This is a genomic window from Marinobacter sp., from assembly GCF_033722195.1.
GTDB lineage: Bacteria > Pseudomonadota > Gammaproteobacteria > Pseudomonadales > Oleiphilaceae > Marinobacter.
In genome coordinates, this window is record NZ_JAWVZL010000037.1 from 1 (window position 1) to 17540 (window position 17540).

Sequence of the window (17540 nt, forward strand, 5' to 3'; positions counted from 1 at the left end):
AGGCCATGTCGGTGATGTGCAGCAGGCCGTCAACACCGCCCAGATCCACGAACGCGCCGTAGTCGGTCAGGTTCTTGACGATACCCTTGATTTCCATACCTTCGGTCAGGGTTTCCAGCAGCGCGTCACGCTCGGCGCTGTTCTCGGCTTCCAGCACCGCACGACGGGAAACAACCACGTTGTTGCGCTTCTGGTCCAGCTTGATGACCTTGAACTCGAGTTCCTTGTTCTCCAGGTGCGCGGTGTCGCGTACCGGACGAACATCAACCAGGGAACCCGGCAGGAAAGCACGAATGCCAGCCAGGTCGACCGTGAAACCACCCTTCACCTTGCCGTTGATCACACCCTTGACGACTTCCTCGGCTTCGAAGGACTTCTCCAGTACCTTCCAGGCCTCCGCACGCTTGGCCTTTTCACGGGACAGGCGGGTTTCACCGAAGCCATCTTCTACCGCATCGAGAGCTACGTCGACAACGTCGCCGATCTGGATTTCCAGCTCGCCTTTCTCGTTCAGGAACTGAGAGGCGGGGATGACACCCTCGGACTTCAGGCCGGCGTTGACCGTGACCCAGTCGCTGTCGATATCAACCACGGTTCCCTGGACGATGGAACCCGGCTGCATGTCAATTTCTTTCAGGCTTTCTTCAAATAGATCCGCAAAGCTCTCGCTCATTATATGTCCTATGTGATCAACGCAAGTTACTCCGTGCTGCCAGCGGCACGGTCTGTTAATAGTGACCGGATACGACCAGGGCTGGCTGTTTACGCCACATCCGGTTTCCAACAACAAAAAGGTGCGGTCAGGCCTGGCCTGCTGCGGCCATGACTCTGTCCAACACCTCTTCAATGCTTAAACCGGTCGAGTCAATGACTTGCGCATCTTCTGCCGGCTTAAGCGGAGCCGCGGAACGGTTCATATCCCGTTCATCGCGCACCCGTATCTCTTCCAAAAGGGCGTCAATATTAACATCGACCCCGGCGTCCTTCAACTGACGATAACGTCGTTCAGCCCTCTCCAGGGCGCTGGCGGTGAGGAAAATCTTGGTCTCGGCCCGGGGGAAAACCACCGTGCCCATGTCGCGGCCGTCCGCCACAAGGCCCGGCGGCTGCCGGAAGTCCCGCTGGCGCTGCAGCAGGGCGTCCCGCACCGGCTGCATGGCTGCCACCCGGGAGGCGTTGTCGCCACAGGCCTCGGTGCGGATTTCGCGGGTCACATCCTCGCCGGCCAGAATCACCCGCACCGGTTCGCCGGGCTCGGTGGGTTCGAAGGCGGCGTCCAGGCCCCGGGCCACCTCCGCCAGGCCGGCCTCGTCGTCCAGGCTGACACCCTGGCGGGTGGCGGCCAGCGCGGTCAGGCGATAGAGCGCACCACTGTCAAGCAGGTGCCAGCCCAGGCGGCGCGCCAGCATCTGGGTGATGGTGCCCTTGCCGGCGCCACCGGGACCGTCCACGGTAATGACCGGGGCCGTAGTTGCCATGGTGATTACTCCTCTGCCGTGGTGATCTGGATACCCACGCCACGGGCCAGCTCGACAAAGCCGGGGAAGGACGTTGCCACGTTGGCGCAGTCGGTAACCTTGATGGGGCCTTTTGCCACCAGGGAGGCGACCGCGAAGGACATGGCGATGCGGTGATCGCCGTGGCTGTCCACGGTACCGCCGCCAATACTCTGGCCGCCGCGGATGACGATGCCGTCCTCGGTGACGGTCGTAGCCACCCCGAGCGCCGCCAGACCATCGGCCATGACCTGGATGCGGTCGCTTTCCTTGACCCGCAGCTCCTCGGCGCCCCGCAGCACGGTCTCACCGTCGGCGCAGGTGGCGGCGATGAACAGCACCGGGAACTCGTCGATGGCCAGGGGCACGTCGCTGAGGGGAATTTCGATGCCTCTCAGGGCCGCCGACTGCACCCGCAGGTCCGCCACCGGCTCACCGCCCACTTCGCGCTCGTCCAGCACCTCGATGTTGGCCCCCATCAGCCGCAGGATGTTGATCACCCCGACCCGGGTCGGGTTCATACCCACCTGGCGCAGGGTCAGATCGGAATCCGGCGCGATGCTCGCCGCCACCAGGAAAAACGCGGCCGAGGAGATGTCGGCAGGGATATCGATGCTGGTGGCGGTCAGACGGCCGCCCCCGGTGACACTGACGGTGGCGCCGTCACGGTGGACATCGTAGCCGAAGCCCGCCAGCATGCGCTCGGTGTGGTCCCGGGTCGGCGCCGGTTCGCTCACCGAGGTGGTGCCCTCGGCGTACAGGCCCGCCAGCAGCAGGCAGGATTTGACCTGGGCGCTGGCCACCGGCATGTCGTAATGGATGCCCTTCAGGGGCCGGCCGCCCTGGATCTTCATGGGCGGACGACCGCCCTCCGCGGTCTCGATCACCGCCCCCATGGCCCGCAGCGGATCCGCCACCCGGCCCATGGGCCGCTTGGACAGACTGGCATCGCCGGTAAGCTCCGAGCTGAAGGGTTGCGGCGCCAGCAGGCCGGAGAACAGCCGCATGCCGGTGCCTGAATTGCCTAGGTAGAGGGGCCCGCGGGGCGCCTGCAGGCCGTCGATGCCAACGCCGTGAAGCCGGACATGGCCATGGTCCGGGCCTTCAATGGTGACACCCATATCGCGGAAGGCCTGGAGCGTGGCGAGGCTGTCCTCCCCTTCCAGGAAACCCTTCACCTCGGTGATTCCGTCCGCCAGCGCGCCCAGCATGATGGAGCGGTGGGAAATGGACTTGTCGCCGGGCACACGGATGTCACCGGTGACCTTGTGGCCCGGCTCAAGCAGAAACGTCAGGGGTTTTTGGTTGGTTTTTGTCACGTAGGCCTGTCCTGAAAGCATTTTGGAAAAATGATCCCGTGCCGCCTTGGCACGACTGAACACCCGCAGCAGGGTGGCGCTGTCCTGATCGGCGATGGCGGCCCGAAGCTGGTCCAGGTCGTGGGTGAAATGGTCGATCACCCGCAACACCGCCTGCTGGTTGGAAAGAAAGATATCGTGCCACATCACCGGATCGCTGGCCGCAATGCGGGTGAAATCCCGGAAACCGCCGGCGGCGTAGCGGAAAATATCGAGATTGTCGTCCTCGCCGGCCAGGGTATCCACCAGAGAGAAGGCAATCAGATGCGGCAGGTGACTGGTGGCCGCCAGGACCTCGTCATGGCGGGCCACCGACATGGTCAGCACGGTGGCGCCACAGCCCTCCCAGAGCGCACGCAGTCGCTTCAGATGGCGGCTGTCGGCGCCTTCCGGCGGGGTCAGAATTACCATGTGGCGGTCAAACAGGTCCGGGTTGGCGGCGGTGATGCCGCTCTTCTCGGACCCGGCAATGGGATGGCCGGGAATCATGGCCACCGGCTCCTTACCGAAAACCGTCCGGACCGCCTCGACGAAACTGGCCTTGGTGCTGCCCACATCGGTCAGCAGCGCGCCCTCACCCAGGTGCGGCCTGATTTCCCGCAGCACCTGCTCGGTGGCCCGCACCGGCACCGCCACCACCACCAGGTCGGCTCCGGTCACGGCCCCGGCGATGGAGTCGGCGGTCTCATCGACGATGCCAAGCGACAGCCCCAGGGCCAGCTCGTCGGCCCGCTGATCGGCACCCACCACGGTGTCCGCCAGCCGGGCACGGCGAATGGCACTGGCCAGGGATCCGCCAATCAGGCCCAGTCCGATAATGGCAACGCGTCGGAACAGGGGGCCGTCAGCCATGCAGCGCCTCATCCACCTTTGGCTGCAGCGCCCGGGGCAGTGCCTCCAGGAAACGGCGGTTCTCTTCCGCCAGTCCCACCGAGACCCGCAAATGGCGAGGCATGCCGTAGCCGGCCACCGGCCGCACAATCACACCCTCGGCCAGCAGACGCTGGAACACGGGGCCGGCTTCCTCGCCCACGTCCACCGCCACAAAGTTGCCGGCGGAGGGAATAAAGGCCAGCCCCAGTGCCTCCAGGCCCTGCTCAAGCTGCCGCAAACCCTCTGTGTTGACGGCTCGGGAACGCTGCAGGTAGTCCTCGTCGTCCAGCACCGCGGTGGCGGCGGCCAGGGCAACGGAATCCACGTTGAAGGGCTGGCGCACCCGGTTGAGAATGTCGGCGATGGCCGGCGATGACAGGCTGTAGCCCACCCGTAGCGCCGCCAGACCCCAGGCCTTGGAGAAGGTGCGGGTAACGATCAGGTTGGCAAAACGGGACAGCAGCGCCACGCCATCAGGAAAGCCCTCTCCCTCCAGGTATTCGCAGTAGGCTTCGTCCAGCACCACCAGTACCCGATCCGGTACGCGGGCCAGGAAGCGCTCGATGGCATCGGCATCGTGCACGGTACCGGTGGGGTTGTTGGGGTTGGCAACGAAGATCAGACGGGTGCGCTCGGTAACGGCGTCGGCCATGGCCTCCAGGTCATGACCCCAGTGCCGGGCCGGCACCTCCACGCCGCGGGCACCGATGGCGCGGGCGACGATGGGGTAGACTGCGAAGGCATGCTGGGAGTAGATCACCTCGGTGCTGTGATCGGCAAAGCAGCGGGTGATGATTTCAAGCACATCGTTGGAACCGTTGCCCAGGGTGATCTGCGCCGGCCCTACCCCCAGACGCTGCGCCAGCCTGGCTTTCAGGTTGAAGCCGTTACCGTCGGGGTAGCGGCAGAGACCGTCCAGGGCCTGGCGGGCCGCCGCCATCGCCTTGGGGCTCGGTCCCAGGGGATTCTCGTTGCTGGCGAGCTTGACGATACCGGCCGGATCCAGGCCCAGCTCCCGGGCCAGCTCATCAATGGGCTTGCCCGGCTGATAGGGCATCAGGCCCTGAACGCCTTCGACGGCCAGACTCTGGTAATCGATCGTCATAACACGCTTCCCCATGACCGGCACGCCGGCCTTGAATGTTCAACCGCTCAGCTGCTCAGAGCACCCCGATCGGATAGGAGCCCAGGCGCTTGAGCTCCACCGCTTCCTGGTCAATGTCCGCCAGTACCTTGCTGACCTGGGCGTCCTCCATGTGGCCTTCGAAGTCGATGTAGAAGACGTAGGCCCAGGTTCCGCTGGGCGAGGGCCGGGTTTCGATCCGGGTCAGGCTGATGTTGTGGCGGTGAAAAGGCTCCAGCAGCTGGTAAAGGGCACCCGGCTTGTTGCGCATGGACACCAGGATCGAGGACTTGTCATGACCGCTGGGACTGACCGCCTCGCGGCCGATGATCAGGAACCGGGTGGTGTTGTCCGGCCGGTCCTCGATCTTGTTGGCCAGCTTCTCCAGACCGTAGAGCTCGGCGGCCATGTCGCCGGCAATGGCGGCGGTGCCCGGCTCCGCGGCGGCCCGGCGGGCGGCCTCGGCGTTGCTGCTCACCGCCACCCGCTCGATGCCGTAGCGGTGGGCGTCCAGCCACTGCCGGCACTGGGCGAAGGACTGCTGGTGCGAGTAGATGCGGCTAATGGCCTTGTCATCGGTACCGGGGGCGGCCATCAGGTGATGGTGAATGCGTAGCTGCACCTCACCGCAGATCTTCAGCGGCGACGACATGAACATGTCCAGGGTGTGGTTGATCATGCCCTCGGTGGAATTCTCCACCGGCACAACGCCGTAATGGGCGGCGCCGGATTCCACTTCCCGGAACACCGCGTCTATGGCCGGCAGCGGCACACTGATCACCGAGTGGCCAAAATGCTTGAGCGCCGCCGACTGGGTAAAGGTGCCGGCCGGCCCCAGGAAGGCGATGTGCATGGGCTTTTCCAGCGCCAGGCAGGCGGACATGATCTCACGGAACAGCCGGGCCATTTCCTCTCCTGACAGGGGCCCGGGATTGTGGTCCTTGATCCGCCGCAGCACCTGGGCCTCGCGCTCGGGACGGTAGAAGAACACGTCCTGGTCCGGGTTCGCGGCCATCTTGACGTGGGCCACTTCCTGGGCGCAACGGGCCCGGGCGCTGATCAGGTCCATGATCTGCTGGTCAAGACCGTCTATCCGGTCCCTCAGTTCGGCAAGGCGGGTCTGCTCGTCGCTCATGATCAGCCCCGCTCCTTCTCAAAGGTGGCCATATAATCGATCAGGGCGTCCACGCCGGCTTCCGGCATGGCGTTGTAGATGCTGGCGCGCATGCCGCCCACGGAGCGGTGGCCCTTGAGGTTCAGCAACCGGCGCTCCTCGGCGCCCTGCAGGAAGGCGTCGTTGAGGGCATCGTCCGCCAGGGTGAAGGGCACGTTCATCCAGGACCGGAATCGGGGCGCGATGGGGTTGGCGTAGAAGTCGCTCTGATCGATGAAGCCATAAAGCTTGCGGGCCTTGCGGCTGTTGATCTCGGCGATCGCAGTGACGCCCCCCTGGGCCTTGAGCCACTTGAACACCAGCCCCGCCAGGTACCAGGAGTAGGTGGACGGGGTGTTGTACATGGAACCGTTATCGGCGGTGACCTTGTAGTCCATCATGGTGGGGGTCTCCGGCCGGGCATGGCCCAGCAGGTCCTTGCGGACAATCACCACCACCAGCCCGGAAGGGCCGATGTTCTTCTGGGCGCCGGCGTAGATGAGGCCGAACTTCGACACGTCCAGCGGACGGGACAGCATGCTGGAGGACATATCGGCCACCAGGGGCACACTGCCGGCATCCGGCACGAAATCGAACTCCAGGCCGCCAATGGTCTCATTGGGGGTGTAATGCAGGTAGGACGCCTGGGGATTGCAGCGCCAGTGGGCCTGGTCGGGAATGTCGGTGAAGCCGTTGTCCTGGCTGCTGGCGGCCACATTCACCTCGCCGTAGCGACGGGCCTCGGCGATGGCCTTCTTCGACCAGATGCCGGTGTTGATGTAATCCGCCGTACCCTTCTCACCGAGCAGGTTCAGGGGCACGGTGGCGAACTGGCTGCTGGCACCCCCCTGCATGAACAGCACGGCGTAGTCGCCGGAAATACCCGCCAGGTCCCGCAGGTCCTGCTCGGCAGTTTCGGCAATGGCCACGAACTCGTCGCTGCGGTGGCTCATCTCCATGACCGACATGCCGGTGCCCTGCCAGTCGAGCATTTCGTCCCGCGCCTGACGGAGCACACTTTCCGGCAGTGTCGCCGGCCCTGCACAAAAATTATACGCCCTGCTCATTGCCCATCCGTCTCATGTTGACCACGGCCGCCGGCATGACCGGCGGCGGAAACCGGGCCGGCGCTATTCCTCGCCGGCCTGCTCGCCTGCGCCCTGGCCGCTGCCTTCCACCGGCGCCTCGGCCTCGTCTTCCAGATCTTCCTCACCACTGTCGGCGATCCGCTCCACACCTACCAGGCGCTCGTCCTCCTGACTCAGCTTGATCAGGCGCACACCCTGTGTGTTGCGGCTCAGCACCGAGACCTCGTCGGCACGGGTCCGCACCAGGGTACCCTTGTCCGAGATCAGCATCATCTCGTCGCCATCGAACATCTGCAGGGCGGTGACCAGGTTACCGTTGCGGTCCGAGCACTGCATCGCAATCACGCCCTGGCTGCCGCGACTGTAGGCCGGGAATTCCTCGAGCTGGGTACGCTTGCCGTAGCCGTTCTCACTGGCGGTAAGGATAATGCCGCCCTCCTGCGGGATGATCAGCGACACCACCCGGTGTTCCTCGGGCATGCGGATACCGCGGACACCGCGTGCGGTCCGGCTCAGGGGACGGATCTGGTCCTCGCTGAAGCGCACCGCTTTGCCGGCGGAGGAGAACAGCATCACTTCGGCGTCACCGGCGGTAATGGCGGCGCCCACCAGGGTGTCGCCCTCGTCCAGCGACAGCGCGATCAGGCCATTGGACCGGGGCCGGGAGAAGTTCGGCAGCGGCGTCTTCTTGACGATACCGGCGGAGGTGGCCATCAGCACGTAATGATCTTCCGGGTAGTCCCGTACCGGCAGGAAGGTGGTCACCCGCTCGCCGTCTTCCAGCGGCAGGATGTTGACCATGGGCCGGCCCCGGGAGGCGCGGCTGGCGCGGGGAATCTCGAACACCCGCAGCCAGTAGACCTTGCCCCGGCTGGTAAAGCACAGAATGGTGTCGTGGGAGTTGGCCACCAGCAGTTTCTCGATGAAGTCCTCTTCCTTCATCGCGGTGGAGGCCTTGCCCCGGCCGCCACGGCGCTGGGCCTGGTAATCCTCGATGGCCTGGGTCTTGGCGTAACCACCGTGGGAGATGGTGACCACCAGGTCTTCCTCGTCGATCAGGTCAGCGATGGTGAGGTCGCGCTTGGAGCTGGTGATCTCGGTCAGGCGGGCATCGCCGTACTCTTCCACCACGGCCTGCAGCTCTTCCCGGATAACCTGCAGCAGACGCTCCGGATCCCCGAGGATATCCAGCAGATCGGCGATCTTCTCGACGATTTCACGGTATTCGTTCTGGAGCTTTTCGGTTTCCAGACCGGTCAGGCGATGCAGGCGCAGATCCAGGATGGCCTGGGCCTGTTCCGGTGACAGATGGTACAGGCCGTCCCGCAGGCCGCAGTACTCCGGCAGGTCGTCCGGCCGGCAGACATCCGGGCCGGCCTTTTCCAGCATGGCCATGACGTCACCCGGAGACCAGCCCTGGGCCACCAGCTTTTCCTTGGCTTCCACCGCCGAGGGCGACTGCTTGATCAGATTGATGATGTCATCGATGTTGGCCAGGGCCACCGACAGACCTTCGAGGATGTGGCCCCGCTCGCGGGCCTTGCGCAGCTCATAGATGGTGCGGCGGGTGACCACTTCGCGACGGTGGCGGATGAAGGCGTCCAGCATTTCCTTCAGGTTGAGGACCCGGGGCTCGCCGTCAATCAGGGCCACCATGTTGATGCCGAACACCGTCTGCAGCTGGGTGTGGGCGAACATGTTGTTGATGATCACGTCCGGGTTCTCGCCCCGGCGCAGCTCGATCACCACCCGGATGCCTTCCTTGTTGGACTCGTCACGGAGCTCGGAGATGCCTTCCAGGCGCTTCTCCTTCACCAGCTCGGCGATCTTCTCGATCAGCCGGGCCTTGTTGAGCTGATAGGGCAGCTCGGTAATGATGATGGCGTCACGGCCGGTCTTGTTGTCGTGCTCGATCTCGTGGCGGGCGCGGATGTAGATCCGGCCCCGGCCGGTGCGGTAGGCCTCAACGATGCCGGCGCGGCCGTTAATGATGCCCTGGGTGGGGAAATCCGGGCCCGGGATGTATTCCATCAGGTCGTCGACGGTGAGATCCGGGTTGTCGATCAGCGCCAGGCAACCGTTGACGATCTCGGTCAGGTTGTGGGGCGGGATGTTGGTGGCCATACCCACCGCAATGCCCGAGGAGCCGTTCACCAGCAGGTTGGGGATCCGGGTGGGCATGACATCGGGAATCTGCTCGGTGCCGTCGTAGTTGGGCACGAAGTCGACGGTTTCCTTGTCCAGATCCGCCAGCAGCGAATGGGCAATCTTCTTCATCCGGATTTCGGTGTAACGCATGGCGGCGGCGTTGTCGCCGTCAATGGAACCGAAGTTGCCCTGGCCGTCCACCAGCGGATAGCGCAGCGAGAACGGCTGGGCCATGCGGACGATGGTGTCGTAGACCGCCGAGTCACCGTGGGGGTGGTATTTACCGATGACGTCACCCACCACACGGGCGGACTTCTTGTAGGGCTTGTTCCAGTCGTTGCCCAGCTCCGACATGGCGAACAGCACCCGCCGGTGTACCGGCTTCAGGCCGTCACGGACGTCGGGGAGCGCACGCCCGACGATGACGCTCATGGCGTAATCGAGGTAGGACTGCTTGAGCTCGTCTTCAATATTTACCGGCAGGATCTCTTTGGCTAATTCACCCATCGAGAAAGGTTCCTTTGCAATTGCTGGAAGTCGTTATTAGGAGCCGAGCAGCCTCTGTGGCCGGCCATCAACAAGCCGACAATGGTACCACATCCGAGGCCGCAAAGTATGGCTTTGGGCGGGCCAACAATGGCCGCAAATCAACCAAATACCACGGTTTTGTTTTCGTGGGTGATGACCCGGTCCTCGACGTGGGCACGCAGGCCCCGGGCCAGGACATTTTTCTCCACATCCTTGCCCAGACGCACCATGTCCTCGATGGAGTCGCTGTGGTTCACCCGGATCACGTCCTGCTCGATGATGGGGCCCTCGTCCAGGTCCTGGGTGACGTAGTGGCAGGTGGCACCAATCAGCTTGACGCCCCGGCTGTAGGCCTGGTGATAGGGCCTGGCACCGGCGAAGGAAGGCAGGAAGCTGTGGTGGATGTTGATGACCCTGCCGGCGTATCGCTCGCACAGCTCCGGCGGCAGGATCTGCATGTAGCGCGCCAGCACGATGACATCGGCCTGGTAGTCCTCGAACAGCTGCCCGATCTCGGCAAAGGCCTGGTCGCGGTTGTCGCGGCTGACCGGCACGTGGTGGTAAGGGATGTCGTGCCAGTCCACCATGCGGCGCAGGTCGTCGTGGTTGGAAATCACCGCCACGATCTCGGCGTTGAGCTCCTTGCTGTGCCAGCGGTGCAGCAGGTCCGCCAGGCAGTGGGATTCCTTGCTGCACATGAGCACAACCCGCTTGGGCTGGGCCGAGTCGGCCACGTGCCAGGTCATGTCGAATTCGCGGGCAATGGGTTCGAAGGCGACCCGGAAATGCTCCAGTCCGAAGGGCATGGAGCTGGCCTTGATCTCATGGCGCATGAAGAACCAGCCGGCCTGGCTGTCCGCGTGGTGGCTCGCCTCGGTAATCCAGCCATTGTAGGTGGTCAGGAAATTACTGACTTTGGCGACGATGCCCACCCGGTCAGGACAGGAAATCACCAGACGATACGTGTGCTCCATGAAGCTGCGGCCCTCTCGAACGGATAACGGCTCCGGCATCAGCGCCGGGGCCAAAAACGGCGCTCATGATAGCCTATCTTCCGCTCGGATACGACGGCTTCCCTCGCCGCCCGCGGCCCTGGCGCGGGCGGCGAGGGAAGCTGCTAGCTCCGCTCCGCCATCACCCGGGTCAGGGTCTCCTCGGTGAACACCAGCAGGCCCAGCTCGGCCCGGTAGCCGTGGATCTCGGTGACGTCCAGCGCCTGCAGGAAGTCCAGAATCTCGTCGCTGATCACCTGGCCCGGCACCAGCACCGGGAAACCCGGCGGGTAGGGAATCACGAAGCTGGCGGAGACCGCTTCCCTGCCCTTTTCCATCTGTTTCTGCAGGGCCTCGTTGTCGAACCGGACGTACTCGGTGTTCTCCTCGTCGTAACTGAGGAAGTAGGCCCGGCGGATGTCACCCTCGGGGGTTTCGGGATGGGGCCGGAAGGCGTCGTGGAAACGGCTGAAATCCGGCAGTGGCGGCAGCTCTTCGGTCAGGGAACGGACCTGGTGCTCGATGATCTTGCGCTCCGGCCGGCTGCTTTCCTCCCAGCGCCGGTCGAAACCCTTGGCCAGCTTGATGAGCACATCCAGCAGGTAGGCGATCGAGCCACGATTGGTACCGATGTTGGTCATGAACAGCACGGTGTTGCGGGAGGTCTTGTTGATCTGGATCCCGAACTGGTTCATCAGGTACTCGTTCTTGAAGGTGTCACCGTCGATACCGGTCTGGCCGATGGCCATGGTAATGCGGCTGGGGTCCACAACGAACTCATCGTGGGCCCAGGCCTCCTCCATCTTGTTCCAGCCACTGACCGGATCGTAGAAGGTGTCGACACCCGACTGACGGTACTCCAGCGGGATCATGTCCTTGTTGATCAGCACCCGGAAATATTTCTTCAGCAGCGGGTTGGTGTAAAGCTGCTCCCGCAGTGACAGCGCCGCCTCCACCTGGGCATGGACCAGCTCGAAGCCTTCCATCTCCGCCTGCATGCGCCCCACATCCAGCGACGCCAGGATCTGGTAGTTGGGCGAGGTGGAGGTATGGGTCATGTAGGCCTCGTGGAACGGCGGCTCCACTTTCTGGCGGAAATCCTGGTCGTAGACGTGGATCATCGAGCCCTGGCGCAGGCTGGTCAGGGTCTTGTGGGTGGAATGGGTGGCGTAGGCACGGATGCGCACGGTTTCCGGGTCCGGCAGCAAGGGGGTGTCCAGCCAGGTGGCGTCGTCGTCCGGGTCCAGGGTGTCGAAGTTCTCCTTCCAGGCCTCGTACTCGGTCTGGTAGGTTTCGCTGCGGTAGCGGTCCCTCAGGGTCCGGGCGGCGTGCATGGCGGTCCGCGGCCGGTAGGTGGGGTTGAAGGTGGCGAAGGCGAACCAGGCCTCGTCCCAGAGGAACACCAGGTCCGGCTTGATGGCAAGGCACTCTTCCATCACCCGCCGCACGTTGTAGACCACGCCGTCGAAGGTGCAGTTGGTGAGCAGCAGCATCTTGACCTTGTGCAACTGCCCCTTGCGCTTGAGTTCCAGCAGCGCTTTCTTGATTTCCCGCAGCGGCACCGCGCCGTACATGGAGTAGTCGTTGAGGGGATAGGAGTCCAGGTAGACCACATGGGCGCCGGCCAGCACCATGCCGTAGTGGTGGGACTTGTGGCAGTCACGGTCCACCAGCACGATGTCCCCGGGCTGGATCAGCGCCTGCACCACGATCTTGTTGGCGGTGGAGGTGCCGTTGGTGACGAAGAAGCTCTGCCGCGAACCGAAAGCCCGGGCCGCGTATTCCTGGGCTTTCTTGATGGGGCCGTAGGGTTGCAAGAGGGAGTCCAGGCCACCGGAGGTAGCGGAGGTTTCCGCCAGGAAGATGTTGATGCCGTAGAAATCGATCATGCCGCCCGCCCAGTGGGAGCGGGTCACGGATTTGCCCCGGGAAATGGGCATGGCATGGAAGACCCCGGTGGGCTTGCGGCTGTATTCCCGCAGGGCATCGAAAAAAGGCGTCCGATAGCGATTGTCAATCGCACGCAGGATGGTGTGATGCTGCTCGATGTAGTCGGTTTCCCGGTAGAAGATACGGTTGAAGTGGCGGATATCCCGGCTGGCGGTGACCTCCACATCGCCACTGGTGACCAGGAACTGATCGATTTCAGGACGGATCTCCCGGATCATCGAGCCCAGCAGCAGGCTGCGCTCGGCCTCGGACTTGTTGCCCAGCTCAATCTCCGACAGCCCCTCCAGGTAGTTGCGAAGCGCGCTGAGGTTGTACTTGGACTTGTAGGGGAACTCGTAACGGATCAGGCAGGCCTGGATGTTGGGATTCACCAGGATGGCGATCAGGGCGTCCTCGAAACTGCGCACCGTGACCACATCATAGATGAATTTGTCCTCCGGCCGGCGCAGGGCATGGAAGGCCTCCCGCACCACTTCCTCCTCCTGCAGCGACATGGCGTCGACAATGAGAAGCTCAAAGTAGGGCTGCGCTGAGCTGTTGGAGGCCGGGTGGCCCCGGCGAAGCTGCGCCAGGGCATCCAGGGTCTCCAGATCTTCCGACTCCGAGTCGTTGCCACTGAGATCGACGTGGCGGCGCCGGTAGGACTCACTGATCAGCGCCCGCACCAGGCGCTTCACCACCTTCTCGAGCAGTTCGTATTCACCGGCGTCGAACAGGCTCCAGACGTGGTGGAAGTCCTCCTTCGAGGGGAAGGCGTGGTAGTCCTCGATGATTTCAAGCCGGGTCAGCTTGATGTCCACGGCCTTGACCAGATGCCTGGTTTCGGACTCGTCCGTAGTCTTCACCAGCCGGCCCAGGTCCCGCTTCAGAGCGTTCCAGGTGTCGTTCCGCAGCTGCGATATCTTGTGGTAAAAGCCCAGCGCCGTGTAGGCGGTTTCTGATTCGGTTATCTCGCTCATCGTCGTACCTGCCGTCTTGAGTCTTCCCTGGCACCCTCCGACCCGGATCCGGGCCGGAACTGGCAACCGTTGTTGACCGGCGCGCTATCCCGCTCTAGTGCGGTACGCCGGCATGACTGTGGTAGCTGATTTCCAGTGCCGTTTCCTCGAACACCTCGAAAGACACCTTGATGGAGTGGTCCGCCCAATGGTATTCCGCCCTGCCCTGATTGGGGTGGTACACCGCAGTGTAGATGGTCCCAAGACCGCGGCGATAATCGCTGCGGAACAACGGAGGCAGGAAGAATGCCGATACCAGCCGCTCTTCATCGGTGTCCTCGTCATCCACCAGGATGGCCAGCTGGCGCTCCCGGATGAGGGTTTCCGACGCCAGTGCGTGGGCATACCACTCGATCTTCTTCTGGTGATTGGTGGCCATGGGGATGCGCTTGATCAGTGCCGCCCGGTCCGGGCCGATCATGGCGGTGACGTAATGGCCGTGGGCATCGCACACAGTGATGTTGTAGGCCATGTGGGTGGGCACCCGGGCCAGTACCTCGGCGGCCTGTTCGGTGGTGTCGCAGAACTCCAAGATGTAGCGCAGGATGATGGGCGCACCAAAGCCATCCCCCACCACCCGCCGGCCGCCAAAGGACAGGGACACCGTCAGGCCCTGCTCGTTGATGCCGTCCAACACGCCCCACAGGCAATCGGACATGGCGATGACCCGCCGCCCGTTCCAGCAGGTGGACAGAATGGTGCCCTCACACAGTTCGGGCGGGTAATCGTAATTGCGCACCAGCAGGTTGTCCTGACCATTGGCCAGCACTGCCTGGGAGCAGCCGGTGATGTAGGGCGGCGGCCGGTAGAGGCTGAGCATGCGCGATGGCAGGTCGCCACCACCGGCCAGGGCACAGAGCCTCTGGTAGGTGGGTACCAGCTCCGGCATATGCCGGTTGAGGGCGTTGAAGCAGGCCAGGTAACTGGGACGCTCCCGCTCGGTTTCCGTCAGGTACCAGCGCTCGTAAGCCGACCAGTGAAGGTGAAAAAGGTCCTGCCACTTTTCACCCAACTGGGGCTCGTGCACGGTGCGGAATACAAGATGCTTCTGTCGCTGCATGCTGAATGGGCCTCATGGGACGGCGGCGGTGTCACCCGCCGCCCGCCTGGCCTTGCTAGAGAATCTTGAAATTGCCGCCACCGATGGCGTGGTTGACCGCCACCGCTTCCACTGCCGGGTCCTGCAGCACCTGCCCGCTGAACTGGCCACGGATACCGTCAATCCAGTTCTTGGCGCGCTGGGTAAGCTGGAAATTGTCGTCCATCAGCCGGCCGCGGGTAATCAGGATACCCAGATCCGCACCTTCGTAGCGGAAATCCCCAACGCCACTGATGCGCATGAAGAAGGCTTCCTGCTCGTTCTCGGCGGCATGGGGGTGGTAGCTGTAATGGTCGTATCGGATGTTGCCGTCAGCGTCCATTTTCCAGACCCCGGATTCCGGCGCCTTGGTCAACAGGTCCACCGACTCATCCGTGTGCTTGATGACCAGCTGACTCCAGCTGTCGATGCTGTCCGGATGGGACCAGCGCTCGTTGAGCTCTTCGATATCGATCTCGAAGTCCTGACCGGAGAACTCCAGCAGGTGGAACAGGAACAGCGGTATGTCGGAATGGGCGAAGGCCGCCACGTTGGTGAGGGAACTTGCGCCGGTGACCCGGGGATTGAGCTCCCCCAGGTAGACCTCGTCGGTGTCGGTATCGATCAGGAAGTCCAGCTCGAAATAACCGCGGTAGCCCTCTTCCCGTAGCGCCTCACCGTACTTGAAGGTGTATTCCCGGGCCTTGTCGCGGACCTCCTGGGTAAAGGCGCCGGCAAACATCTCGTTGCCGCACCAGCCGCCCTTGTAGGGGGTCAGCGACTTGAAGCCCACCAGTTCGGTCATCAGCGGACCCACCACCGTGCCGCAGCGCGTGGTGCAGGCCTCGATGGCCGAGCCCCGGCAGTTGATGCGCTTCATGATCTTCACTTCCGGCTCGGCTTCGATCTCCTCGGCGTACTTGTAGTACTCGTCCTCGTTGGAAACGAAGAAGGTGGTGTGGCCGGAATCGCCGTAGGCGGACTGGATCACCAGGTCATGGGTACCCAGGGGCTCACTGACTTCCACCAGATGCTCGTAGCTGTTCACCTTGGCCAGTACGTTGGGCACGCTGGGCACTCCAACCTTGTTACCAATCCGCACCGTCTCGATCTTGTTGTCCATCCGCGAGCGCAGCTTGGCGGGCGGGAAGGCGATCTTGAGGCCCAACTGCTCGCAGATGGCCTCGGTGTGTTCATCGAACATCAGAAAGGCGGCGGTACCCTTGCCGCCACGGGACTGCAGGAAGTCGATGACTTCCTTGTGCTCCAGCAGGTAGTTGTTGATGTCCTCGATGCTCTCGAAGTCCCGGGGAAACTTCTCTTTGGGCACGAACACGTTTTTCTGGCGGCCGTCGAAGCAGTCGATGTAATTGATGTGGCGGAAGTTACCCACCCAGTCGCCAATCCCCAACAGGTTGAAGTTGGTGGCCGATATGAAATAGACCGGTTCCTTGTTGTTGTGAAAGTAACGGCGGATATCAGAAATGCTTTTCAGGCTGCTCATTTCTTTTTCTCCTGTCGGGGGGCGTTTTGTTTTTGAGGCCCTGTCCTGTGGGCTGCTGTGTGACAGCCAACTGGCCAGGCGCCGGCGGAAGGTGTTGATGAGGGTCTGGATCATCCTGTTCTCCTTTACCTTGGCACCTCCGCGGCGCCTCCCGGTGGGCCGGAATGGCGGCCACCGGGGTCCCTGAAAGGGATACGGCTTATTCCGTGACCTTGACAGTGTCCTGACGCACCGGCTTTGCCAGCGGGCCCAGACTGTCCAGGAAGGGGCTGGAACGATTCTCGCTTTGATACAGTGAAAAATTCACTTCCCGGTCACGGAAGCTCTTTAGTGGCTGACCCAGCCCACGCAGGCCGTGTTCGCGCTCACGCCGGACCCGGTTCAGATCGATCTCGACCGGCACCATCTCCTCGCCGATGCCGGACTGGTGGATGACATCACCCGAAGGCCCAACGATGATGGAACGGCCATTACCCATGGCGCCGGCGCCATTGATGTCAAAGAAATAGCACTGGTTGATGGCGGCATTGGTACGGGCGATGGACAGCTCGATGTCGCGGTCGATGGTGTCGGTCATGGTGGGGTGCAGAATCACCTCCGCGCCCATGGCAACCAGGGTCCGGGTGGTTTCCGGGAACCACATGTCGTAGCAGATGGACACCCCGAAGCGGCCCACCTCGGGCACGTCGAACACCGCGAACTCGCTGCCCGCATCCACACCCTGCTCATAGGGCCGGAACGGGAACATCTTGCGGTAGCGGCAGACCACATTGCCGTAGGGGTCGATCACACTCAGGGTATTGTAGACCTTGTCCTCGACCTTCTCGAACATGGAGCCGGGAATCAGCCAGATGCCGTGATGGCGGGCCAGCTCACAGAACATCTGCTCCTTGCTGCTAGGCATGGGTTCGGCATGATGGGTGGAAGCCCCACTGACAATGAGCTCACTGAACATCACCATCTGGACCTGCGGGAAACGGGACATCAAAAGGTCGATGCGATGCCGCATGGACTCGGTGTTGTCACCGTGATGCAGGGCGTGCATCTGTACCCCTGCTATCGTGAAATAAGACATTCGATTCCTCTATCAGCGTATTACTCAGAAGACCGTCTAACGAGGACTCAGAGAGCCACACAGGCGCTACCAGATGCCCACTGTGTTCTCTGTTAAGCCTATGCCAAATCGGCCAACCTGTCGAAATTACTAAGTCAGCTACTTATATCACACGAATCCGGCGCCACTGACCATTC

Annotated in this window: 12 protein-coding genes; all 12 read right to left on the reverse strand. The window is 63.0% G+C overall.

All coding sequences use genetic code 11. The features are described 5' to 3' along the window. The coding region (locus R3280_RS08800) for a S1 RNA-binding domain-containing protein (RefSeq protein ID WP_318998227.1) at window positions 1–673 on the reverse strand (673 nt) is incomplete at its 3' end. Window positions 674–800: 127 nt separating this feature from the next. After that, the gene (gene cmk / locus R3280_RS08805; protein WP_318998228.1) at window positions 801–1478 is read right to left on the reverse strand and encodes a (d)CMP kinase; all 678 of its coding nucleotides are present in this window, start codon (window positions 1476–1478) and stop codon (window positions 801–803) included. 5 nt (window positions 1479–1483) lie between these two features. Continuing rightward, window positions 1484–3706, reverse strand: a complete 2223-nt coding sequence (locus R3280_RS08810; RefSeq protein WP_318998229.1) for a bifunctional prephenate dehydrogenase/3-phosphoshikimate 1-carboxyvinyltransferase — start codon at window positions 3704–3706, stop codon at window positions 1484–1486. Further along, window positions 3699–4832 (reverse strand): histidinol-phosphate transaminase, encoded by a 1134-nt coding sequence (hisC, locus tag R3280_RS08815; protein ID WP_318998230.1) that lies wholly within the window; start codon window positions 4830–4832, stop codon window positions 3699–3701. Before hisC ends, R3280_RS08810 begins: the two co-directional genes overlap by 8 nt. A 55-nt stretch (window positions 4833–4887) precedes the next feature. After that, window positions 4888–5985: a prephenate dehydratase gene (gene pheA / locus R3280_RS08820; RefSeq protein ID WP_318998231.1), complete on the reverse strand. Its 1098-nt coding sequence runs from the start codon at window positions 5983–5985 to the stop codon at window positions 4888–4890. Window positions 5986–5987: 2 nt separating this feature from the next. Beyond that, window positions 5988–7070: a 3-phosphoserine/phosphohydroxythreonine transaminase gene (serC, locus tag R3280_RS08825; RefSeq protein ID WP_318998232.1), complete on the reverse strand. Its 1083-nt coding sequence runs from the start codon at window positions 7068–7070 to the stop codon at window positions 5988–5990. A 63-nt stretch (window positions 7071–7133) separates the two neighbouring features. Next, on the reverse strand, window positions 7134–9746 hold the full coding sequence (gene gyrA, locus R3280_RS08830) for a DNA gyrase subunit A (RefSeq protein ID WP_318998233.1): 2613 nt from the start codon (window positions 9744–9746) through the stop codon (window positions 7134–7136). A gap of 140 nt (window positions 9747–9886) precedes the next feature. Continuing rightward, window positions 9887–10741, reverse strand: a complete 855-nt coding sequence (gene purU, locus R3280_RS08835; RefSeq protein WP_318998234.1) for a formyltetrahydrofolate deformylase — start codon at window positions 10739–10741, stop codon at window positions 9887–9889. Between the two features lie 143 nt (window positions 10742–10884). Then, window positions 10885–13668, reverse strand: a complete 2784-nt coding sequence (locus tag R3280_RS08840) for an aminotransferase class I/II-fold pyridoxal phosphate-dependent enzyme (protein WP_318998235.1) — start codon at window positions 13666–13668, stop codon at window positions 10885–10887. 94 nt (window positions 13669–13762) lie between these two features. After that, on the reverse strand, window positions 13763–14767 hold the full coding sequence (locus tag R3280_RS08845) for a C45 family peptidase (RefSeq protein WP_318998236.1): 1005 nt from the start codon (window positions 14765–14767) through the stop codon (window positions 13763–13765). Between the two features lie 55 nt (window positions 14768–14822). Then, window positions 14823–16289 carry a biotin carboxylase gene (locus R3280_RS08850; protein ID WP_318998237.1) on the reverse strand — a complete coding sequence of 489 codons (1467 nt, stop codon included), beginning with the start codon at window positions 16287–16289 and terminating at the stop codon, window positions 14823–14825. Window positions 16290–16488: 199 nt separating this feature from the next. Beyond that, the gene (locus R3280_RS08855) at window positions 16489–17364 is read right to left on the reverse strand and encodes a carbon-nitrogen hydrolase family protein (protein ID WP_318998238.1); all 876 of its coding nucleotides are present in this window, start codon (window positions 17362–17364) and stop codon (window positions 16489–16491) included. Between the last annotated feature and the right edge of the window lie 176 nt (window positions 17365–17540).

What these genes read in the sequence shown, in the direction of transcription:
- pheA (WP_318998231.1), bottom strand. Translation starts at nt 5,985, where the DNA reads ATGAGCGACGAGCAGACCCGCCTTGCCGAACTGAGGGACCGGATAGAC.
- serC (WP_318998232.1), bottom strand. Translation starts at nt 7,070, where the DNA reads ATGAGCAGGGCGTATAATTTTTGTGCAGGGCCGGCGACACTGCCGGAA.
- purU (WP_318998234.1), bottom strand. Translation starts at nt 10,741, where the DNA reads ATGGAGCACACGTATCGTCTGGTGATTTCCTGTCCTGACCGGGTGGGC.
- R3280_RS08855 (WP_318998238.1), bottom strand. Translation starts at nt 17,364, where the DNA reads ATGTCTTATTTCACGATAGCAGGGGTACAGATGCACGCCCTGCATCAC.
- gyrA (WP_318998233.1), bottom strand. Translation starts at nt 9,746, where the DNA reads ATGGGTGAATTAGCCAAAGAGATCCTGCCGGTAAATATTGAAGACGAG.
- R3280_RS08850 (WP_318998237.1), bottom strand. Translation starts at nt 16,289, where the DNA reads ATGAGCAGCCTGAAAAGCATTTCTGATATCCGCCGTTACTTTCACAAC.
- R3280_RS08845 (WP_318998236.1), bottom strand. Translation starts at nt 14,767, where the DNA reads ATGCAGCGACAGAAGCATCTTGTATTCCGCACCGTGCACGAGCCCCAG.
- R3280_RS08840 (WP_318998235.1), bottom strand. Translation starts at nt 13,668, where the DNA reads ATGAGCGAGATAACCGAATCAGAAACCGCCTACACGGCGCTGGGCTTT.
- R3280_RS08810 (WP_318998229.1), bottom strand. Translation starts at nt 3,706, where the DNA reads ATGGCTGACGGCCCCCTGTTCCGACGCGTTGCCATTATCGGACTGGGC.
- cmk (WP_318998228.1), bottom strand. Translation starts at nt 1,478, where the DNA reads ATGGCAACTACGGCCCCGGTCATTACCGTGGACGGTCCCGGTGGCGCC.
- hisC (WP_318998230.1), bottom strand. Translation starts at nt 4,832, where the DNA reads ATGACGATCGATTACCAGAGTCTGGCCGTCGAAGGCGTTCAGGGCCTG.